The sequence below is a fragment of the Streptomyces sp. NPDC032126 genome, assembly GCF_055580085.1.
The window spans coordinates 1,393,299-1,411,804 of the sequence record NZ_JBVIMA010000001.1 but is presented as its reverse complement, the minus strand read 5'-3'; the positions used below and the strand labels follow the sequence as shown (position 1 = coordinate 1,411,804).

Below are 18,506 nucleotides of genomic sequence, written 5' to 3'. Positions count from 1 at the left end.
TGGCAGGTTCCCGGGTCGAAGCCCAATCTCAGTTGATCCGGCCCCTGGCGTAGAAGAGCATGTGAGAGATGACCATGCACGCCGACCAGGTGGACGTGACCACCGAAACCGTTGCGGCCCTGATCCGGGAACAGTTCCCTCAGTGGAGCGACGAGCCGATCCGCCGTCTGTCGTCGACCGGGACGGTCAACGCCATCTTCCGCATCGGGGGCGACCTCGCGGCGCGTTTCCCGCTGCGTGCGGCCGATCCCGTCGAAGCGCTGGCGGCTCTGCGGCAGGAAGCCCGGGCGAGCGCGGAGCTGGCGCGGGTGTCCCGCTTCCCCGTCCCGGAACCCGTCGCCCTGGGAGAGCCGGGAGCGGGTTACCCCCTGCCGTGGTCGGTCCAGACCTGGCTGCCGGGCACCGTCGCCTCCGATGCGGACCCGAGTGGGTCGAACGCCTTCGCCGAGGACCTCGCGGCCTTCATCGCCGGCCTCCGGACGGCCGAGACACGGGGGCGGCTCTTCGACGGCGAGGGTCGCGGCGGTGTTCTCCCCGACCACGACGACTGGATGGCGCAATGCTTCGAGAAGAGCGAGGGGATGCTCGACGTTCCCCGGCTGCGCCGGGTGTGGAGCCGCTTTCGCGAGTTGCCGCGCACCGGTGCCGACGTGATGAGCCATCGTGACCTGATCCCCGGCAATGTCCTCGTCGCGGGAGACCGGCTCACCGGCGTACTCGACACCGGCGGCTTCGGCCCGGCCGACCCCGCGCTGGATCTGGTCGGCGCCTGGCACCTCTTGCAGCCGGGTCCTCGGGAGGTGCTGCGGCGGGCACTGGGCTGTGACGATCTGGAGTGGGAGCGCGGCAAGGCCTGGGCGTTCGAACAGGCGATGGGTGTGGTCTGGTACTACGTCGACAGCAATCCGGCGATGAGCGCGATGGGGCGCCGGACGCTCGACCGCCTCCTGGAGTCGATGGAGTGAGGCGGCGCCGGCGCCCGTGCGCACCCTCGGGCTGAAGCCGGCTCCGGCCGTCAGGAACAATTCGGGCACGGCCGGCGCTGTTCCTGACGCCCCGCCCGGTGGGACGGGGGCGGGTGGATCGGACCGGCGTAGGAGCGGGAGAGAGAAATGGCGACGGCAGGACGTGAGTGGGCCCGTGCGGCCGAGGACGGCGCTGTGGTGACCAGGTGCGGACGGAAGATCGCCGTCCGCTGTCTGCGGATCGCGCCCGCCGACCGACCGATCACCCGGCTCGCCCTGGACGTGGGCCGCGACCGGGGCGACGAGCCCGGGGCGTGGGCCGCGCTCACCCCCGACGAGGCACGCGACCTGGCCCACCTGCTGCTGCGCCAGGCGGGGGCTGCCGAACACGGCGGCGAGGCGGCCTGACGACGGCCGCTCAATAGGCTTCCGGGCGGCCGCTCGCGCTCGACCCACCGGTCGACCCTCAGCCTCGCCTGGGTCGTGCTCAGGACGCGTCAGGCTCACCACCCATCCGGCGAATGCTCAGCGGTCGCGCAGTGTCGCCAGTGTGGCGGCGAGGGCGGCCGGGCGGGGGCGGTTGTGAGGGAGTCCGGCGAGCAGGGCCGCCATGCCGCAGGTGTCGGTCAGGGCCGAGAAGACCAAGCCGCCCGCGATGCCCGCCGAGAGCAGCTGGAAGGCCGGATGCACGAGCAGACCGAGGGCGAGGCCGAGGAGCACCACCGTGCCCGCCGTGAACCGGACTTGGCGTTCCATGCTCCAGCGGACCCGCGTCTCGCAGGCCGCCGGCCGGTGCAGATCGTGTCCCCCGGCGGCCCACGCGCCGGTGCCGCCCGCGAGGGTGGCGGTCACGATGCCCTGCTCGGCCAGGAGCGCGCACGCCTTCTCGGAGCGGACGCCGGACGCGCACACGACGAGGACGTCTCCGCGTTCCGCCGCGTGCCGGATCTCGGGCAGCGCGCGGCGCAGCTGGTCCAGGGGGATGTTCAGGGCGCCGGGCAGATGGCCGGAGGCGTACTCGCCGGGCGTGCGCACATCGATGACGGTGAGCTCGTCGAGCCGGGTGCGGGCCTGCTCGGTGTCGAGGGTGACGGGGGCGAGGGGGGCGGTCATGTCGGTGGGTGATCCTTCGTCGTCGACGCCGTCCCGAAGCGGGACGTACAGTACCCCTAGGGGTATTTTTCAAGGAGTGATCGTGCAACTGGAGCTAGAGGGCAACGACCTGAAGGCCGTGCTGAACCGACTGCGGCGCGCGCAGGGACAGATCTCCGGGGTGATCCGGATGATCGAGGAGGGGCGCGACTGCGAGGAGGTCGTCACCCAGCTCGCGGCGGCGTCCCGCGCGCTCGACCGCGCCGGGTTCGCGATCATCGCCACCGGTCTGCAGAAGTGCGTGATCGATATCGAGTCCGGCCGCGCGAACGGCGAGGACCCGGCCGCGATGCGGGCCCGCCTGGAGAAGCTGTTCCTGTCGCTGGCCTGATCGCCCAGCCGTCGGGTTGCTCCCGGGTCGCCGCATGCCGCATGCCTCACATCACCGCGTCGATCAGCATCGCGGCGGCCACCGTGAGCAGGACCATCGCGAAGATCCGCTGAAGGCCGCGCCCGGACAGCTTCGCGGCGAGCCGCTTGCCGTCCCACGCGCCGAGGACCGCCGCACCGGCGAACGGGCCGATCACCGCCCAGTCCAGGCCGTCGACCGTGCCGGCGCGGGCCGTCAGCGCGGCCAGCGAGTTGACGGTGATGACGAGGAGGCTGGTGCCCACGGCGGCCCGCATCCGCAGGCCGAGCACTCCGACCAGGGCCGGTACGGCGAGAAATCCGCCGCCGACACCGAGGATCCCGGTGACCGCGCCGAGGCCGGCGCCGGCCGTCGCGGCGCGGCCCGCCCGTACCGGCGCGGCGGAGTCGTCCGCCGCGGGGCGCGCGCGGAGCATCCGTACGGCGGCCGCGCCCGCCACCACGGCGAAGGCCGCCGTCATCGCGGCCTGCGGCAGCCGGCCGGCGAGCGCGCCGCCCAGCAGTGCCGGGCCGATGCCCGCGGCGGCGAACAGCAGTCCGGTACGCCAGCGCACATGACCGTCGCGGGCGTGTGCGGACAGTGCGGTCGCCGAGGTCGCGGTCACGATGACCAGGCTCGCGGTGGTGGCCGCGACGGGGCTGAAGCCGAGCAGATAGATCAGGGCGGGGACGGCCAGGACGCTGCCGCCGCCCCCGAGCGCGCCGAGCGCCAGACCGATGACGGCCCCGGCGGCCAGGGCGAGTATCAGAGCGCTCACGCGACGGTGCCGTTCCGGCCGCGCCCGTCGATCACGGGCAGTCCCGCCGCGACCCAGTCCAGCATGCCGCCGACGACGTCCACGGCGTCGGCGCTCCGGTCGGCCAGCAGTGCCGCGGCCTGCTGGGAGCGGTTGCCGGACCGGCAGATCACGACCAGCGGCCGCGCCTGCGCCTCGGCGGGCAGCCCGGCACCGGCGACGAGCGCGGAAAAGGGCAGCGACACGGCACCGGGCGCGTGCCCGGCGTGCCACTCGTACGGCTCCCGCACATCGAGCAGTACGGCGTCGGGGAGACCGGCGGTGCTGTCGCGGTCCGCCGAGCTGTCATGGTCGTCGTTCCGCTCCTGAGCGGTGATGCCGCCGGGGCCTGCGGCCCGGTACGTGGCAGGTGCGTGGCCCGTGTGGGCGGCCGCTTCGTGGATGTTCAGCCGGGCCGGGGCGGCGGCCCGTTCCCGTCGGGTGATGCTCATCGCGGGGGCTCGTTCCTGTTTCTGGTGGGGGTGCCGGCGGGCGTCAGGGGACGCGGACGGTCAGTCCGGCCTGCTCGGCCGCGCCGAAGGAGTCGTCGACGGCGACGACGTCCCGGCCCGCGGCGTCCAGCAGTGACGCCGCGATCGCGGCACGCATCCCGCCCGCGCAGTGCACCCACACCTCACCGGCGGGGACCTCGTCGAGGCGCCGGTGCAGGGAGTGGAGCGGAATGTGGATCGACCCGTCGATGAATCCGCCGGCGCGTTCGGCGGTACGGCGGACGTCCACGACGACGACCCCGTCCCCGGAGCGCTCGGCGAGGCCGGCGAACGTGGCACGTCGGAAGGAGGCGAGGTCCTCGCCGTCCCGCACCCAGCTCGCCGCCTCCCCGGTGGCCGCGGCGGCCGGGCGGTCGATGCCCACCCGCACCAACTCACGCTGGGCGGCGGTGAGTTGTTCGGCCGACTCGGCGAGGAGCGTGACGGGCCTGCCCCACGGGATCAGCCAGGCCAGATAGACGGCGAGCTGCCCCTCGGCCTCGATGTTGAACGAGCCCCGCACATGGCCCGCGGCGAAGGCGACGCGGTTGCGCAAGTCCACCACCCACTCCCCCGCGGCCAGCCGGGCGGCGATCTCGTCGGCGTCGGCCACGGCGGGCGGCGTCAGGTCGACCGGCGCCGGTCCCGTGGCGTTGGCGGGTCCCATGTGGGCGTAGTAGGCGGGAATGTCGTCGAGCCCGGCGAGCAGATCGGCGACGAAGGTGTCGACGTCCCGCAGGAGTGCCTGGTTGGACGTCTTCTCCTTGCCGATCGTCGTGTCGGCGCCGCCGCCGGCCCGCGCGGAGGAGCAGAAGCTGCCGAAGCCGTGCGTGGGCAACACCGCGGTCTCGTCGGGGAGTTCGGTGGCGAGGCGGTGTGCGGAGGCGTGCTGGGCGCGGGCGAGCCGCTCGGTCAGGCGCGGCTCGACGAGGTCGGGGCGCCCGACGGTGCCGATCAGCAGCGAGCCCCCGGTGAACACCGCCACCGGGGTGCCGCGCTCCTCCAGCACGTACGACGTGTGGTGCGGGGTGTGGCCGGGGGTCGCCACGGCGCGCAGGTCCAGCCCGGCGGCGGCGTCCACCTCGGTCCGGTCGCCGTCGGAGACGGGGGTCCGCTCGTAGGAGACGCGGGCGGCGGCCGGCACCAGGTAGGCGGCGCCGGTGATCCGGGCCAGCTCCAGGCCGCCGGTGACGTAATCGTTGTGCAGGTGTGTCTCCACGACGTACGCGATCCGCACCCCGCGCCGGGCCGCCGCCGCGATCACCCGGTCGATGTCCCGCGGCGGATCCACCACGACCGCGGTGTCCCCGCCGCCGGCGAGATAGCTGCGATTGCCGAGGCCGGACACCTCGATCGTGTCGACGAAGAACACGAGGACTCCCTTCCAGCGAAGCATTACCCCCGGGGGTATGTATCGACGGTAGCACGAGTACCCCCGGGGGTATTTTCGGCGGCAGGGAGCGCCCCGACAAGAAGGGTCAAAGCCATGTCATCGGGTCATCGCGGCCCGCAGTGCCTCGTAGTCCTCCAGGGCCAGCGGGACGAGGCCGAAGCGCAGGCCGTAGCCCCAGCCGCGCTGCTGGGTCAGCAGGAGGTCGCCGGTGACGCCGGACAGATCGACGGGGTGCGCGGGCACGAAGTCGACGGCGCGCCGCCAGGGCCGTATCACCCCCTTCGCGCCCATCTGCATGGGCTGCTCGGCGAGGTACGGCTCGTCGTCGGCGATGACGCCGAGCGCCGTGAACGCGCGGAGCCTGGCCTTGTCCCCCCTGCGCTCGGTCGGCGAGTAGAAGACGAAGCCGTCGCCCCGGCTCATCCTGGCCAGGTTGCGCCGATCACCGTGATTGAGCTGGATCCACCCTTGCCCGGCCGCCCGCCGGGCGTGCTCGGCCGACACCACACCGAGCCAGGCGCGGGCGGTCTCGACGAGGGTGGGGGGTTCGCTGGTCATGCCATCTCCTGAAGGTATGGGAAGCCCTGCCGAAGGTCTGTGATCCCTGCTGAAGGACTGTGATCCCCTGCGGACGCGCACAGCCTCCCGGCCATACCTGACACTTTCCGTCAGGTATGCGTCATGCGTCGCCCCTGGCGGGAGCGGTCCAGCATGAGCGCCGTCGTACCCGCGGTGGCGGCCAGCAGTGCGGCGGCGAGGGCGAAGGCCACCCCGGCGCCGTGGCCCGGGCCGCCCCGGGAGTGGAGGAACGCGGTGCCGAGGACGGCGATGCCGAGCGTCGCGCCCCACTGCTGGACGGCGTTGAGCAGTCCGGCGGCGGAGCCCGTCTCATGGGGCCGGACGCGGGACAGGGCGGTGGTGAAGAAGGGGACCGTGAACAGGCCGTTCCCGGTGCCGACGGCGGCGAGCGCGACGAGGAGCGGCCAGGGGAGGCTGCCGGGGCCCTCCGTGGCGTAGACGGCGATGGCACCGAGCAGGCCCGCTAGCATCACGGCCAGCCCGGCGAACATCAGCCGTGGTCCGCAGCGCGGCACCAGCCGGGCACCGGACACCCAGGAGGCGACGGCCATCGCGGCGGACCAGGGCACCAGGGTGAACCCGGCGGTCAGCACATCGCGGCCGAGGCCGAGTTGGACCTGGAGCACGACGACCACCATCAGCCCGTTCGTCACGGCGAAGAACAGCGTGGACGTCACGAGGGCGGCTGGAAAGCCGCGGTCACGGAAGAGGCCGGGCTCGATCAGCGGAGTGCGGCCCGTCCGGTCGCGATGGCGCTGGTGGAAGCCGAACAGCGTCAGCAGCGCGCAGCCCGCGGCGAACGCGTACCAGCGCCAGGCCGGACCGCCCCCGTCGCCGCCCTGGACGAGCGGCCAGACGATCAGGGTGGCGGCGAGCACCGCCAGGCCGGTTCCCATGAGGTCCAGGCGCCGGAGCCGGCCGCGCGGTTCGGCCGCGCGGGCGGGCAGCCGGGGCGTCAGGACGAGCACGACGACCGCCAGGGGGACGTTGATGAGGAACACGGCCCGCCAGGAGGAGCCGAACAGGTCGGCGTGGGTGAGCCCGGCCCCCAGCACCGGTCCCACGATCGCCGCGAGGCCCATCACCGGGCCGATCATGCCCATGGCCCGGGCCAGTTCGGCGCCGTCGAACAGGGTGCGGATCAGGCCGATGGTCTGCGGGACGACCAGGGCGGCCGCCGCCCCCTGCACCGCCCGGGCGCCGATGAGCGGACCGGCCGCGGGCGCGAGCGCGCACAGCACGGAGGCCAGCGTGAAGCCGACGACTCCCACGGTGAACACCCGGCGCCGTCCGAGCAGATCGCCCAGCCGGCCACCGGTGATCAGCAGCACGGCGAACGGCAGGGTGTAGGCGGCGCCGAACCACTGGATGTCGGCCCGGCCGCCGCCGAGATCGTCGTGGATCACCGGCGCCGCGACCGTCACGACCGTCGCGTCCAGCAGGTTCATCGCCTCGGCGATCAGCAGCGCGGCCAGCGCTGTCCAACGCCCTCCATGGGCCCGGGTGACCTGGGCACTCTTCTCCAGCAGCACGGCTCTCCCTCGATCCGGTGGTCGACTCGGGACCAGAGTCGGGCCGCGCCGGGTCGCGTTCCATCCACGGCGGCTGATTCGAGGGTTTCTTCCGTCAACCCGGCCTGGATGAAAGAGTGTTCCCATGCTGGACGATCTGGAGCGGGGTCTGGTCCACGCCCTGCACATCGACGGCCGGGCTCCGTTCAGCCGGATCGCCGACGTCCTGGGCGTGTCCACGCAGACGGTGACGCGCCGCTACCAGAAGCTGCGGGCCGAGTCGGGGCTCCGGGTGGTCGGCCTCACCGATCGCGATCGCGCGGGCGAGACCCAGTGGATGGTCCGGATCACCACCACCCCCGCCGCCTCCCAGGCGCTCGCCCATTCCCTCGCCCGGCGCCCCGACACCTCCTGGGTCAAGCTGACCTCGGCCGGCACGGAGATCTTCACCCTCGCGCACGCCCGACAGGCCGCACAGCCACCGCTGCTGGGTGACGTGCCGCGCAGAGCGGGCATCACCGCGGTCTCCGCGCACTGCCTGCTGCACACCTATCTGGGCGGCCCCACGACATGGCGCGGCCGGCTCCGCACCCTCACCGAGGAGCAGCGGGAGCGGCTCCGGCCCGTGCCGTCCGGCACGTCGGCCCCACGGCCGCTGACCCCGGCCGACCACGCCCTGGTCGACGCGTTGCGTCACGACGGCCGGGCCTCGTACGCCCGGCTCGCCGCGGTCACCGGCTGGTCCCAGGCCACCGTGGCGCGCCGCCTCGCGCAACTGCGGGCCGGCGGGACCGTCTTCCTCGACGTGGAGATCGACGACGCCGCCTTCGGCGTCACCACCCAGACACTGCTGTGGATGGCGGTGGCGCCCGCCCATCTCGACCACGTCGCCAGGACGCTCGCCGGCCATGACGAACTCGCCGTGGTCGTCGCCACCACCGGGCGCACCAACCTCCTCGCCCAGGCCCTGTCCTCCGACCCCGCCGATCTGCACCGCTATCTGACCCGACGGCTCGGCGCGCTCGACCAGATCCACACGCTGGAGACCGCCCCCGTACTGCGCACCCTCAAGGCAGCGGGCCCGGCGAGGGCACCGGGCCCCGGTTGACCCTCCCCCTGCGTCAGGCCCGAGGCTGAGGGCCGACGAAAGGGCGGATGATGAGTTACTCCGTGGGACAGGTATCGGCTTTCGCCGGGGTCACGGTGCGCACCCTGCACCACTACGACAAGGCGGGGCTGCTCTCCCCCAGCGAGCGCACCCACGCCGGATACCGGCTCTACACCGACGCCGACCTGACCCGGCTGCAACAGATCCTCTTCTACCGTGAACTCGGCTTCTCCCTCGACGGGATCGCCTCGATCCTCAAGGACCCGCAGGCCAACGCCTTGGAGCAACTACAGGCCCGGCAGCGGCAGTTGAACGAGGAGATCGCGCGGCTGCGACGGCTGGCCGAGGTGGCGGAACGGGCCATCGAGGTCCAGCGGACCGGCGTGTCGCTGACCCCTGAGGAGCGCTTCGAGGTGTTCGGGGAGATCACCTTCGACCTGAGCTACGCCACCGAGGCGGAGCTGAAGTGGGCGCGCTCCAAGGGGCGGCGCGAGGCGATGGCGCGGGCGGCCGCGCACACCAAGGAGGACTGGCGGCGGCTCATGGGTGAGGCCGCCGCCTGGCGCGGGGAGCTGCTCGCGGCCTTCGACGAGGGCGAACCCTGCGACGGCGAGCGGGCGATGGACCTCGCCGAGGAGCACCGCCTGCACGTGTCGCGCTGGTTCACGTCCTGCCCGCCGGACATGCATCGGCGGATCGCGGACGACTTCGCCGATCCGCGCGCCTTCGCACTGGTCGTGCCTCCGTCGCAGCAGCGCCCCGGCCTCGCCGCGTATCTGCGCAAGGCCGTCCACGCGAACGCGGCCCGCCACGACGGTCATCGCGCCGACGCCGTGACGGAGGGCGACCGATGAGGATCCTGATCGCGGCGGCCGGCTCGCGCGGCGACGTCGCGCCCTACACCGGCCTGGGCGTGGCACTGCGCCGCGCCGGGTACGACGTCGCCCTCGCCACCACCGACTCCTACGCCCCCCTCGTGCACGCCGCCGGTCTGGAGCACCGCTCCCTGCCCGGCGACCCCCGCGCGCGGGGCGACGTCACGGACCGGCGTCACCTGCTGCGCAGCGCCGCCGCGTTCGTCACGGACCTCGGCCAGGGCTTCGCCGACGCCGTGGACGCCGGCACGGATCTGCTGCTGTTGTCGGCCACGACCGCCCCGCTGGGCTGGCACCTCGCCGAGGCCACCGACGTCCCCGCCCTCGGCGTGTACCTCCAACCCACCGCGCCGACCGGCGACTTCCCGCCCGTGGTCACCGGCTCCCGCTCGCTGGGCCGCCTCGGCAACCGCGCCGCCGGACGCTTCGCGCTGCGCATGACCGACCGGGTCTACGAGCGGGCGGTGTCGGAGCTGCGGCAGCGCCTCGGGCTGCCCCCGCTCTCCCCCTCCGCAATGCGCCGGCGCCAGGAGCGGGCCAACTGGCCCGTGCTGTACGGCGTCAGCACGGCGCTGGTGCCGCGCCCCGCCGACTGGCGCGACGGCCTGGAGGTCGTGGGCACCTGGTGGCCCCACTACGACACGGCCGAACCGTTGCCGACGCGGCTGGAGGAGTTCCTGCGCGCCGGGCCCCGGCCCGTCCTGATCGGCTTCGGAAGCATGGCGTCGGGGGACGGGGAGCGGCTGAGCGAGATCGCCGTGGCCGCCCTGCGCCGCAGGGGGCTGCGCGGCATCCTCCAGTCCGGCGCCGCGGGGCTCGCCGCCGACGGTGACGACGTGCTGACCATCGGGGACGTGCCGCACGCCCCGCTGTTCCCCCGGCTGGCCGGGGTCGTGCACCACGCCGGGGCCGGCACGTCGGCCGCCGCGTTGCGGGCGGGAGTTCCGGCGGTCACGGTGCCGGTGACGGCGGACCAGCCGTTCTGGGCGCGGCGGCTCGCCGCCCTGGGCGCCGCGGCCGAGCCGATCCCCTTCCGCTCCCTCACCGGCGAACGGCTCGCCGAGGCGCTCGATCTGATCGTGAGTCGGCAGACCTACGCCCGGGCCGCCGCGCGGGCCGCCCGGCACATGACGGGGGAGGACGGCACGGAGCAGGTCCTCAGGGCCGTCCGGAACCTGGTTCGTCGGCCCGCAGAAATGTGACCGTGCTCACAGCAGGGGTTCGGCAACCTTTTCCCTCCCGGCGGCCACTGGAGGGTGCATGATCGCCCCGAGCCTCCGAACGGATGGGCATGAAGGAAACACGAACGAGAGTGGCCGCAGGGCGCCGCAGGCGCCGGATCCGGCTGATGACGGTCTCTCCCCTGGCGCTGGCCGCCGTGGCCGTCCTCGCCTACCTGCTGGTGGCGCTCCCCGCCGACGACCAGAAGTCCGAGGCGGGCCACAGCGCGTCGGCGCCCGCTCCCACCTCCGCGCCCACGTCCGCCTCCGCGTCGGCACCCACGCCCGCCCGATCGGCCGTGGCGACCCCGACGCGTTCCGCGACGCCGTCCCCGAGTGCGAGCTCCGCGGCTCCGTCCCCCTCGGCCACGCGCGCCCCCCGCGCGGCGTCCGCCGGGCCGGGGCTCGCGGGACGCATCCGGCCGGGGTCGAGCCACAGCGGAGTGGCCACCGCCTACGACGCCGGTTCCGGCGACGGCGCGTGTCTCTTCGGCCCGAGCGACGACCTCATGATCGCGGCGATGAACACGACCGACTACGAGGGCTCGAAGGCGTGCGGGGCCTACGTGCTCGTCCGCGCGTCCAACGGCAGGTCACTGACGGTCCGGATCACCAACGAGTGCCCGGCACCCTGCGCGCCCGGTCAACTCGACCTGAGCACCCAGGCGTTCGCGAAGCTCGCCGACCTCTCGGTCGGCCGGATCCCGATCACCTGGAAGCTGCTGAGCCCGGGCTCCGTGGGCACGCTGTCGATCCGCTACAAGACCGGGTCCAGCCAGTGGTGGTGCGGCATCCAGGTCATCGGCCACCGCAACCCCGTGGCCCGGCTGGAGGTCCGCGCCGGCGGCACCTGGCGCAGGCTGCCCCGCACCGACTACAACTACTTCCTCTCCGAGGACGGCGGCGGGTGCGGCGGCGCGATCAGGATCACCGACATCTACGGGGAGCGCCTGACCGCCGAGGGGATCGCGGTACGGCCCGACGTCGTCCAGCGGACCGGACTCCAGTTCGCCCAGCACTGACGGCGCGATCTGAGTACGCGTGCTCAGGTCCACGGCACGGGGCCGGGCGATGATGAGGTGAACGTCCTCGCGCCCTCGGGCGCCCCGTGCCCAGGAGAAGCCGATGCTCAGCCCGCTCGCCCACGCGCTCGTCCCCGCGGCCGGGCAGCTGACCGTCAGCGCGGACCCCGGCGCGGACTTCCCGCCGGGGTGCGTCATCGCCGCCAACCACACCTCGCTCGCCGACCCTGCGGTCGTCCTGGCGGCGCTGCACCGTCTCGGCGTCCGGCCGACCGTGATGGCCGCGGCCGGCCTGTGGCGCGTGCCCGTGCTCAGCGCCCTGCTGGCCCGGGGAGGGCACATACCCGTGCACCGTCGGGACCGGCGGGCGGCCGACGCGCTGCGCCTCGCCGCCGAGACGCTGGAACAGGGCGGGCGCCTGCTCATCTACCCCGAGGGCGGCCTGCCCGATCGCACCGACGCCGGCGAGAGCGCGCCCCGCGCCTTCCGCAGCGGTCTGTCCCGGCTCACCGAGGCCACCGGCGCCCCGGTCGTCCCCCTCGGTCAGGCGGGCGCCCGCCGCATCACCTCCGGCCGGCCCGCCAAACAGCTGGCCGGCCTGCTCACCGCGCCCGTGCGCCGTCCCCGGCTGCACGTCCACGCCGGCCCGCCGCTCACCCTGGAGGGCGACCGCCGCTCCCGCACCGCCCAGGCCCACACAGCGGTCACGGCGGCGTGGAACGCGGCGACGGAGCGGCTGGGCCGGGCGGCGGAGTGAGGCGGCGCGGCAGCGCTGCCGGGCCGAAGGCTACGACTTCGGTTGCTGGTTGATGCGCACCATGTTGCCCGACGGGTCGCGGAACGCGCAGTCGCGCGGGCCCCAGGGCTGGTCGATGGGCTCCTGGAGCACCTCCGCGCCGGAGGCCCGCAGCCTTTCGAAGGTGGCGTCGAGATCGTCGGTGCGGAACACCGTCGACGGCAGCACCCCCTTGGTGAGCAGCTCCTGGAGGGCGTCTCCGTCGGCCTGCGACCGGCCCGCGTGCGGCTCCGAGAGGACGATCTCCAGGCCCTCCTGGGTCGAGCTGCCGAGGGTGACCCAGCGGAAGTCGCCCGAGGCGACGTCGTTGCGCAGTTCGAGGCCGAGGGCGTCGCGGTAGAAGGCGAGCGCCTCGTCCACGTCGTTGACGGTGATGTGGCAGTACTGGAGTGCGATGGTCATGCGGGCAACGCTAGGCGGCGGTCTCGCCCCCCGCTTCTCGAATCCTGCTCGGTGTGATCCTGGTCGGCCGGGTGCGCACCTTCGCCACGCACGGAGGCATCGCCTCCACGGCGTGATGCTCCCGGGCCCGGTACGCGCTCGGGGTCTCCCCCACGATCTCGGAGAAGCGGGAGCTGAAGGACCCGAGCGACGTACACCCCACGGCCATGCACGCGTCGGTGACGCTGACCCCGGCGCGCAGCAGCGCCATCGCACGCTCTATCCGGCGGGTCATCAGATAGCTGTACGGCGTCTCGCCGTAGGCCGCGCGGAACTGGCGGGAGAAGTGCGCGGGCGACATCAGGGCGTGCCGGGCCATCGCCGGAACGTCGAGCGGGCGGGCGTACTCCCGGTCGATGAGATCCCGCGCCCGGCGCAGGAGGGTGAGGTTGGCCAGCTCTTCCGGGGTCATGCCAGCAACGTACCACCGCCCTCCGACAACGCCGCCGGCCTGCGAGGACGCCGGGGTGCGGTTCCACCGGCCCACCCTCTTCGGCGACCATGGGGCAGACCCCGCCGGCCACCCGAAGGAGCCTCACCCGTGGGACACCCCGCACCCCAGTGGGACGCGTACGACACGAGCGGCCGGTCCTTCCGGCGTCTCGGTGACGCCGAGCGCGAGCTGTTCGCCACGCGTCTGCCGGCACCGGCCGGCGGGCTGGCGCTGGACATCGGCTGCGGGCTCGGGGAGCTCGCCGGGTTTCTCGCCGACAGCGGGTACGAGGTCGACGCCGTCGACCGCAGCCTCGCCGCCCTGGACCGGGCCCCCGGCCACGACGCCGTCAGCTACCGGGAGTTCGACATCGAGCGGGACGATCCGGACGGCCTGCCGCATCCGTCGTACGACCTGATCACCTTCCGTATCGGCTGGGCCTTCCTGCGCGACCGCACCCGGGTCATGAACCGGCTGCGGGAGCGGCTGCGGCCCGGCGGGGCGGTGTGCGTCATCACCCCCGCCGCCTCCACCGTGCCTAAGGGAGAGCGGGGTATCGCCCTGGACGAGGACGAGCTGGCTCTGCTGGGTGCGGGGTGGGGGGTCGTCGAGCGCCACGACGCGGACGGCCTGGCGTTCGTCGTGCTGCGCGATCCCGTCGCGGTACGGCCTTCGTACGCCGGGCGGGGCAAGCCCTCGCCGCATGCGCTGACCGGCGCCGGCGTCGTCGTCACCGACCCGGCGGGGCGCGTCCTGCTGGGCTGGTCGGTGCGCGGGGTCTGGGAGCTGCCCGGCGGCAAGACCGATCCCGGCGAGGGTTTCCTGGAAGCCGGTGTACGGGAGTTGGCGGAGGAGACCGGGCTGCGCGTCGAAGCCGGTGACGCGCGGGTCGTGGCGCTCCTCATGGACTCCGTGCACGGCATCCCCCGTGTGACGGCCGCCGTCCGGGTCAGCGCGTTCAGCGGTGAACCGGCCGTCAGGGAGCCGCACTTGGTCCACCGGTGGGAGTGGCACGAGATCACCGACCTGCCCGCCCTCGCCCAGCCGCTGTTCACGCCGAGCGCGCACGTCCTGGACACGGTCCGGCCCGGCCTGCTCACCGGCCTCCCACCGGTGCACCGCTACCCGGTCGCCGACGACTTCACCGCGCTCTAGGAGCCGGTCCGGCCGTCGGCCATCTCGCGCAGGATGTCGAGATGGCCGTTGTGGCGGGCCGTCTCCTCGATGAGGTGCAGCAGGATCCAGCGCAGGTCCACCGCGCTGCCGTCCCTCCGCGTCCGCTGCGCCTTGGTGTCCAGGTCGTGCGCGGCCACCAACGCGTCGTAGCGGGCGGACTGTTCGGCGTACTCGGCGAGGAGCTGCGAGACCGGGAAGTCGACCGCGATCCGCATCTCGCGGTCGGGGTCCTCCTCGGTCCACGGGCCCTCGTCCTCCTCGCCGAGGAAGACGACCTGGAACCACCAGTACTCCACCCAGCGCAGATGGTTGATCACTCCGCTGAGGGTCATCAGGGGCGAGCCGGGCAGGTGCGCCTTGCGGGCGTCCGTATCGGACAGTTCCTCGCACTTCGCGCGTGCGGTGGCGCGGACGTAGTTGAGGAAGGTGGTCAGCTGGGTGCGCTCGTCCCAGGCGGGAGGCGTATCGGTGCGTGTCATCGACGCGAGCATGCCGGGCCGTACGCGGCCGTGTCGAGCGGATTTACGCGGCCTCACGGGACGACGCCGTCGGCGCGCAGGGTCCGGATCTCGTCGGGGCCGTAGCCCAGTTCGGCGAGGACGGTGTCGGTGTGCTCGCCGGCGCCCGGCACGGCGCCCATGCGCGGGGTCACGCCCGCCAGGTCCACCGGCGGGAGCAGGGACGGGACCCGGGCTCCTCCGGGCAGGACCACGTCCCGCCATCGGTCCCGGGCCGCGAGCACCGGATGGTCGAGGAAGGCGGCGATGTCGTTGACGCCGGCGTTGGCGATGCCCGCCTCGTCCAGTGCCTTCATCACCTCGGCGCTGTCCGCAGCGGCGCACCGCTCGGCGACGATCGCGTTGAGCGCGTCGCGGTGGGCCACCCGGGCGGAGCCGGTCTCGAAACGGGGGTCATCGGCAAGGCCGGGGGCGTCGAGGAACCGATCGCACAGGCGGACCCATTCGCGTTCGTTCTGCACGGAGAACAGGACGTCCTTGCCGTCGGCGCAGGTGAAGGCGCCGTAGGGGGCGATGGTGGCGTGCTGGGTGCCGATCCTCGGGGGCTGGGTGCCGCCGAACCGCGTGTAGTAGGCGGGCTGGGCCATCCATTCGGCGAGGGCCTCGAACAGCGACACCTCCACCGCGCGTACGGCCCCGGAGGTCGCCCGCGTGAACAGGGCCGTGAGGATGCCCGAGTACGCGTACATGCCGGCGGCGATGTCGGCGACGGAGATACCGACGCGGGCGGGCGTGTCGGGGCTGCCGGTGAGCGAGACCAGGCCGGTCTGGCACTGCACCAGCAGGTCGTAGGCCTTGCGGTCGGCCCAGGGGCCGGTGGTGCCGTACCCGGAGATCGTGCAGGGGATCAGCGACGGGAAGCGTTCGCGCAGCGCGTCCGCGCCGAGGCCCAGTCGTTCGGCCGCCCCGGGCGCGAGGTTCTGCACGAACACATCCGCGCGGGCCAGCAGCCGTTCCAGGACCTGACGTCCGGCCTGCGCCTTCAGGTCGAGGGTCACGGACTCCTTCGAACGGTTCAGCCAGACGAAATAGCTGGACTCGCCGTGCACGGTCGTGTCGTAGCGGCGGGCGAAGTCGCCGCCGCCCGGGCGCTCCACCTTGATCACCCGGGCGCCGAGGTCGGCGAGCTGACGGGTCGCGAAGGGGGCGGCGGCCGCTTGTTCGAGGCTGACGACGGTGATGCCGGAGAGGGGCAGGGCCTCGCCGTGCTCCGGCTCGGGCCAGCCTTCCGCGTGCTCGGGCATGTGCTGGCCTCCGGGGGTGGGCTCGACCGGCTGGAGTACCATCATGAGCACTCAAGACGGCTTGAGCGAAACTCCTGTTGATGGAATCAGGCCCGGTGCGCTGGCGGTGCGGAGCGATCAACCCCGCTGGGCCCCGCAGCCCCCGGAGACCCGATGACCCGCCTCGTTGGACACACCGTCGCCCGTGCCCAGGACGGCACCGGCCTGGCCTGCCGGCGCGAGGGGGACGGGCCGCCGCTCGTCCTGCTCGCCGGGCAGGCGAACAACCACCACTGGTGGGACGGCGTCCGGACCGACTTCCATGGCACGCACAGCATCGTCACCCTGGACTACCGGGGCACCGGGGCCAGCGACAAGCCCCACGGGACGTACTCCACCCGGCAGTTCGCCGCCGATGTGATCGCCGTCCTCGACGAGCTGGGCATCGAGCGGGCCGACGTGTACGGCACGTCCATGGGCGGCCGGGTCGCCCAGTGGGTCGCCGCCGACTTTCCGCACCGGGTGCGGCGGCTCGTCCTCGGCTGCACCTCGCCGGGCGGCACGCACGCCGTGGAGCGGGACGACGCGGTGCGGCGGTCCCTGGCCCAGCCCGACCCGGAGGCCGTACGGCGAGCGCTGACCGACCTCATGTACACCCCGGCCTGGCGCGCCGCCCACCCCGGCCCGTACACGACCCTCGGCGACCCCGACATGCCGCCGCACGCCCGGTTCGGCCACCTGTGGGCCAGCAACCGCCACGACGCCTGGGACGCGCTGCCCAGGATCGGCGCCCCGACCCTGATCCTCCACGGCGACCAGGACCGGCTCACCCCCGTCGACAACGTCGCCCTGCTCGCCGCCCGCGTCCCCGACGCCCGCACGCATGTCTTCCCCGGCGCCCGGCACGCGTACTTCCAGGAGTGCCGCGCCGAGGCGAGCGCGCTGGTCACGGCGTTTCTCAGCGAAGCGGCGTGACCGCGGACGCCGTCCCGCACGACGCCTCGACCCGGCCGAATTAAGATTTCGGTCTCGGGCCTCCAAAGTCCTTGGAGTAGACGTATGAGCGATGTGGGCCGCGGCCCCGGCAGAGTGGTCGTGAACAGGGCGATGTCGCTCGACGGGTTCATCGCCGGTCCCGGCCACGCGATGGACTGGGTCTTCGAGTACCTGGCCCCGGATGCGTTCCCGGAGGTCATGGCGGCCACGGGCGCCATGCTCGTCGGCCGGGGCACGTACGAGGTGGCCCAGCGCATGGCCGGCCAGGACACCTCCTACGAGGGGGGACCGCAGTTCGTCCTCACCCATGAGCCTCCCGACGAGCCGGACCCCACCGTCACGTTCCTCACCTGCGACATCGAGGAGGCCGTCGCCACGGCGCGCGGCGCCGCGGGCGGCAAGAACCTGGAGATCCTCGGTGCTGACGTGGCCGCCCAGTGCCTGGAGCGCGGGCTCGTCGACGAGATCCTGGTGTATGTCGTTCCGGTGCTGCTCGGCGACGGTGTCCGCTTCTCGCCCCCGGGCCTCGGCAGGATCGACCTGGACCCTATCGGCAACACCCAGTCGGGCGCCGTCACGATGCTCCGCTTCCGCGTGCGGAAGTAGGCGTCCCGCAGTCGGTGTCGAAGCGCTGGCGGGGCCGGGGGGCGGCGGCCGTCGTGAGGGCCTCGGCGGTGGTCCGGTCCGCGGGCAGGAACGCCTCCAGCTTCAGCTCGGCGAGGGTCACGTCGACGGCGGTCGCGAAGGTCGTGATCGTCGTCATCAGGTTCAGCTCACCGTACGAGGAGCCCAGCCGGAGCGGCACGGCGAAGCCGAGCTGTCCGGCCCCCGGCCCCAACTCAGGGACGTACGCGGCCAGTTCGTCGCGCAGCTCGGGCAGGTGGTCGAGGCGGGCCAGGATGTGGCGGGCCCACTCGGCCAGATTGCGGATGCGGGGGGCCAGGCCGTCGGGGTGCAGTGCGAGGCGGTAGACGTTGGCGCCCGTGCCGACCAGCTCGGCGGCCGCGCCCTCGGTGATCAGGTCGAAGGCGGTGTTCGCCGCGATCAGGGCGCCGCCCCGGTCCACGACCAGCGCGGGATACGGCAGATGGCCGCGCAGGATGTGGTCGATCGCCGTGCGCACGGGAGCCAGCAGGGGGTCGTCGAGGGAGCTCTCGGGGTACGCGGGCGCGTATCCGGCGGCCAGCAGCAGCTCGTTGCGCTCCCGCAGCGGCAGTTCCAGCGACTCGGCCAGCCGGACGACCATGTTCCGGCCGGGCACGGATCTGCCGGACTCGATGAAGCTGAGGTGCCGCTGGGTGGTGCCCGCCCGGAGTGCCAGGTCGAGCTGGCTGAGATGACGTCGGGTCCGGCGGTCGCGCAGGGCGCTGGGGAAGTCCACGGCCCTGTTGTAACGGGAAGGACGGGTGCCGGGCCATTCCCCGCGGGGAATTGTCGATCAGCACACCCGGTCGCGACGATC

At 73.4% G+C, this 18,506-nt stretch carries 22 protein-coding genes; 11 read left to right on the top strand and 11 right to left on the bottom strand.

Features of this window, described 5'->3' with window-relative positions; genetic code table 11:
* The first annotated feature begins 68 nt into the window (after nucleotides 1-68).
* Both ACZ5NW_RS06015 and ACZ5NW_RS06010 read left to right on the top strand, forming a co-directional pair.
* Nucleotides 69-965 (top strand): aminoglycoside phosphotransferase family protein, encoded by an 897-nt coding sequence (locus ACZ5NW_RS06015; protein WP_468742491.1) that lies wholly within the window; start codon nucleotides 69-71, stop codon nucleotides 963-965.
* A 147-nt stretch (nucleotides 966-1,112) separates the two neighbouring features.
* A complete protein-coding gene (locus ACZ5NW_RS06010) occupies nucleotides 1,113-1,373 on the top strand; it encodes a hypothetical protein (protein ID WP_468742490.1) in 261 nt (86 codons plus the stop codon).
* A gap of 117 nt (nucleotides 1,374-1,490) precedes the next feature.
* On the opposite strand, the gene ACZ5NW_RS06005 is transcribed toward ACZ5NW_RS06010, so the two are convergent.
* A complete protein-coding gene (locus ACZ5NW_RS06005; protein ID WP_468742489.1) occupies nucleotides 1,491-2,078 on the bottom strand; it encodes a rhodanese-like domain-containing protein in 588 nt (195 codons plus the stop codon).
* An 82-nt stretch (nucleotides 2,079-2,160) separates the two neighbouring features.
* Here ACZ5NW_RS06005 and ACZ5NW_RS06000 point away from each other — a divergent pair, with 82 nt between their 5' ends.
* Nucleotides 2,161-2,448: a metal-sensitive transcriptional regulator gene (locus ACZ5NW_RS06000; RefSeq protein ID WP_468742488.1), complete on the top strand. Its 288-nt coding sequence runs from the start codon at nucleotides 2,161-2,163 to the stop codon at nucleotides 2,446-2,448.
* 46 nt (nucleotides 2,449-2,494) lie between these two features.
* Here the strand turns inward: ACZ5NW_RS06000 and ACZ5NW_RS05995 are convergent, their stop codons facing one another.
* From ACZ5NW_RS05995 to ACZ5NW_RS05975, 5 genes are all read right to left on the bottom strand, one after another.
* Complete coding sequence (locus ACZ5NW_RS05995; RefSeq protein ID WP_468742487.1) at nucleotides 2,495-3,244, bottom strand: sulfite exporter TauE/SafE family protein; 750 nt, start codon at nucleotides 3,242-3,244, stop codon at nucleotides 2,495-2,497.
* Nucleotides 3,241-3,672, bottom strand: coding sequence for a rhodanese-like domain-containing protein (locus ACZ5NW_RS05990; protein ID WP_468743002.1), 432 nt, complete (start codon nucleotides 3,670-3,672; stop codon nucleotides 3,241-3,243). The genes ACZ5NW_RS05995 and ACZ5NW_RS05990 overlap by 4 nt, the downstream gene beginning before the upstream one ends.
* Nucleotides 3,673-3,757: 85 nt before the next feature.
* Nucleotides 3,758-5,125, bottom strand: a complete 1,368-nt coding sequence (locus ACZ5NW_RS05985; protein WP_468742486.1) for a rhodanese-like domain-containing protein — start codon at nucleotides 5,123-5,125, stop codon at nucleotides 3,758-3,760.
* 117 nt (nucleotides 5,126-5,242) lie between these two features.
* A complete protein-coding gene (locus ACZ5NW_RS05980) occupies nucleotides 5,243-5,704 on the bottom strand; it encodes an EVE domain-containing protein (RefSeq protein WP_468742485.1) in 462 nt (153 codons plus the stop codon).
* Between the two features lie 110 nt (nucleotides 5,705-5,814).
* Nucleotides 5,815-7,257 carry an MFS transporter gene (locus ACZ5NW_RS05975; protein WP_468742484.1) on the bottom strand — a complete coding sequence of 481 codons (1,443 nt, stop codon included), beginning with the start codon at nucleotides 7,255-7,257 and terminating at the stop codon, nucleotides 5,815-5,817.
* Nucleotides 7,258-7,381: 124 nt separating this feature from the next.
* Between ACZ5NW_RS05975 and ACZ5NW_RS05970 the strand changes: the two genes are divergently transcribed.
* The 5 genes from ACZ5NW_RS05970 to ACZ5NW_RS05950 all read left to right on the top strand — a co-directional run bounded on the left by ACZ5NW_RS05970 (nucleotide 7,382) and on the right by ACZ5NW_RS05950 (nucleotide 12,218).
* Nucleotides 7,382-8,344, top strand: coding sequence for an Lrp/AsnC family transcriptional regulator (locus ACZ5NW_RS05970; RefSeq protein WP_468742483.1), 963 nt, complete (start codon nucleotides 7,382-7,384; stop codon nucleotides 8,342-8,344).
* Between the two features lie 50 nt (nucleotides 8,345-8,394).
* Nucleotides 8,395-9,198, top strand: coding sequence for a MerR family transcriptional regulator (locus ACZ5NW_RS05965; RefSeq protein WP_468742482.1), 804 nt, complete (start codon nucleotides 8,395-8,397; stop codon nucleotides 9,196-9,198).
* The gene (locus ACZ5NW_RS05960; RefSeq protein WP_468742481.1) at nucleotides 9,195-10,421 is read left to right on the top strand and encodes a glycosyltransferase; all 1,227 of its coding nucleotides are present in this window, start codon (nucleotides 9,195-9,197) and stop codon (nucleotides 10,419-10,421) included. Before ACZ5NW_RS05965 ends, ACZ5NW_RS05960 begins: the two co-directional genes overlap by 4 nt.
* Nucleotides 10,422-10,567: 146 nt before the next feature.
* Nucleotides 10,568-11,461, top strand: coding sequence for an expansin EXLX1 family cellulose-binding protein (locus ACZ5NW_RS05955; protein WP_468742480.1), 894 nt, complete (start codon nucleotides 10,568-10,570; stop codon nucleotides 11,459-11,461).
* A gap of 103 nt (nucleotides 11,462-11,564) precedes the next feature.
* Entirely contained in the window at nucleotides 11,565-12,218 is a 654-nt protein-coding gene (locus ACZ5NW_RS05950) for a lysophospholipid acyltransferase family protein (RefSeq protein ID WP_468742479.1), read from the top strand.
* A gap of 30 nt (nucleotides 12,219-12,248) precedes the next feature.
* Here the strand turns inward: ACZ5NW_RS05950 and ACZ5NW_RS05945 are convergent, their stop codons facing one another.
* A complete protein-coding gene (locus tag ACZ5NW_RS05945; protein WP_468742478.1) occupies nucleotides 12,249-12,659 on the bottom strand; it encodes a VOC family protein in 411 nt (136 codons plus the stop codon).
* Between the two features lie 10 nt (nucleotides 12,660-12,669).
* On the bottom strand, nucleotides 12,670-13,110 hold the full coding sequence (locus ACZ5NW_RS05940) for a helix-turn-helix transcriptional regulator (RefSeq protein WP_468742477.1): 441 nt from the start codon (nucleotides 13,108-13,110) through the stop codon (nucleotides 12,670-12,672).
* Between the two features lie 129 nt (nucleotides 13,111-13,239).
* Between ACZ5NW_RS05940 and ACZ5NW_RS05935 the strand changes: the two genes are divergently transcribed.
* Entirely contained in the window at nucleotides 13,240-14,286 is a 1,047-nt protein-coding gene (locus ACZ5NW_RS05935; protein WP_468742476.1) for a bifunctional class I SAM-dependent methyltransferase/NUDIX hydrolase, read from the top strand.
* On the opposite strand, the gene ACZ5NW_RS05930 is transcribed toward ACZ5NW_RS05935, so the two are convergent.
* Both ACZ5NW_RS05930 and ACZ5NW_RS05925 read right to left on the bottom strand, forming a co-directional pair.
* Nucleotides 14,283-14,786: a DinB family protein gene (locus ACZ5NW_RS05930; protein ID WP_468742475.1), complete on the bottom strand. Its 504-nt coding sequence runs from the start codon at nucleotides 14,784-14,786 to the stop codon at nucleotides 14,283-14,285. The two genes, ACZ5NW_RS05935 and ACZ5NW_RS05930, sit on opposite strands and share 4 nt — an antisense overlap.
* A 53-nt stretch (nucleotides 14,787-14,839) precedes the next feature.
* Nucleotides 14,840-16,069, bottom strand: a complete 1,230-nt coding sequence (locus ACZ5NW_RS05925; RefSeq protein ID WP_468742474.1) for a CaiB/BaiF CoA transferase family protein — start codon at nucleotides 16,067-16,069, stop codon at nucleotides 14,840-14,842.
* Between the two features lie 153 nt (nucleotides 16,070-16,222).
* On the opposite strand from ACZ5NW_RS05925, the gene ACZ5NW_RS05920 reads away from it, so the two are divergent.
* Both ACZ5NW_RS05920 and ACZ5NW_RS05915 read left to right on the top strand, forming a co-directional pair.
* Nucleotides 16,223-17,023: an alpha/beta fold hydrolase gene (locus ACZ5NW_RS05920; protein WP_468742473.1), complete on the top strand. Its 801-nt coding sequence runs from the start codon at nucleotides 16,223-16,225 to the stop codon at nucleotides 17,021-17,023.
* An 84-nt stretch (nucleotides 17,024-17,107) separates the two neighbouring features.
* Nucleotides 17,108-17,650 (top strand): dihydrofolate reductase family protein, encoded by a 543-nt coding sequence (locus tag ACZ5NW_RS05915; protein WP_468742472.1) that lies wholly within the window; start codon nucleotides 17,108-17,110, stop codon nucleotides 17,648-17,650.
* On the opposite strand, the gene ACZ5NW_RS05910 is transcribed toward ACZ5NW_RS05915, so the two are convergent.
* Nucleotides 17,619-18,425: a helix-turn-helix domain-containing protein gene (locus ACZ5NW_RS05910; protein ID WP_468742471.1), complete on the bottom strand. Its 807-nt coding sequence runs from the start codon at nucleotides 18,423-18,425 to the stop codon at nucleotides 17,619-17,621. The two genes, ACZ5NW_RS05915 and ACZ5NW_RS05910, sit on opposite strands and share 32 nt — an antisense overlap.
* Between the last annotated feature and the right edge of the window lie 81 nt (nucleotides 18,426-18,506).

Excerpts from the sequence above, each read along its gene's own strand:
- ACZ5NW_RS06015 (WP_468742491.1), top strand. The coding sequence starts at position 69 with ATGACCATGCACGCCGACCAGGTGGACGTGACCACCGAAACCGTTGCG.
- ACZ5NW_RS06010 (WP_468742490.1), top strand. The coding sequence starts at position 1,113 with ATGGCGACGGCAGGACGTGAGTGGGCCCGTGCGGCCGAGGACGGCGCT.
- ACZ5NW_RS06005 (WP_468742489.1), bottom strand. The coding sequence starts at position 2,078 with ATGACCGCCCCCCTCGCCCCCGTCACCCTCGACACCGAGCAGGCCCGC.
- ACZ5NW_RS05980 (WP_468742485.1), bottom strand. The coding sequence starts at position 5,704 with ATGACCAGCGAACCCCCCACCCTCGTCGAGACCGCCCGCGCCTGGCTC.
- ACZ5NW_RS05970 (WP_468742483.1), top strand. The coding sequence starts at position 7,382 with ATGCTGGACGATCTGGAGCGGGGTCTGGTCCACGCCCTGCACATCGAC.
- ACZ5NW_RS05965 (WP_468742482.1), top strand. The coding sequence starts at position 8,395 with ATGAGTTACTCCGTGGGACAGGTATCGGCTTTCGCCGGGGTCACGGTG.
- ACZ5NW_RS05960 (WP_468742481.1), top strand. The coding sequence starts at position 9,195 with ATGAGGATCCTGATCGCGGCGGCCGGCTCGCGCGGCGACGTCGCGCCC.
- ACZ5NW_RS05955 (WP_468742480.1), top strand. The coding sequence starts at position 10,568 with ATGACGGTCTCTCCCCTGGCGCTGGCCGCCGTGGCCGTCCTCGCCTAC.
- ACZ5NW_RS05950 (WP_468742479.1), top strand. The coding sequence starts at position 11,565 with ATGCTCAGCCCGCTCGCCCACGCGCTCGTCCCCGCGGCCGGGCAGCTG.
- ACZ5NW_RS05945 (WP_468742478.1), bottom strand. The coding sequence starts at position 12,659 with ATGACCATCGCACTCCAGTACTGCCACATCACCGTCAACGACGTGGAC.
- ACZ5NW_RS05940 (WP_468742477.1), bottom strand. The coding sequence starts at position 13,110 with ATGACCCCGGAAGAGCTGGCCAACCTCACCCTCCTGCGCCGGGCGCGG.
- ACZ5NW_RS05930 (WP_468742475.1), bottom strand. The coding sequence starts at position 14,786 with ATGACACGCACCGATACGCCTCCCGCCTGGGACGAGCGCACCCAGCTG.
- ACZ5NW_RS05925 (WP_468742474.1), bottom strand. The coding sequence starts at position 16,069 with ATGCCCGAGCACGCGGAAGGCTGGCCCGAGCCGGAGCACGGCGAGGCC.
- ACZ5NW_RS05920 (WP_468742473.1), top strand. The coding sequence starts at position 16,223 with ATGACCCGCCTCGTTGGACACACCGTCGCCCGTGCCCAGGACGGCACC.
- ACZ5NW_RS05915 (WP_468742472.1), top strand. The coding sequence starts at position 17,108 with ATGAGCGATGTGGGCCGCGGCCCCGGCAGAGTGGTCGTGAACAGGGCG.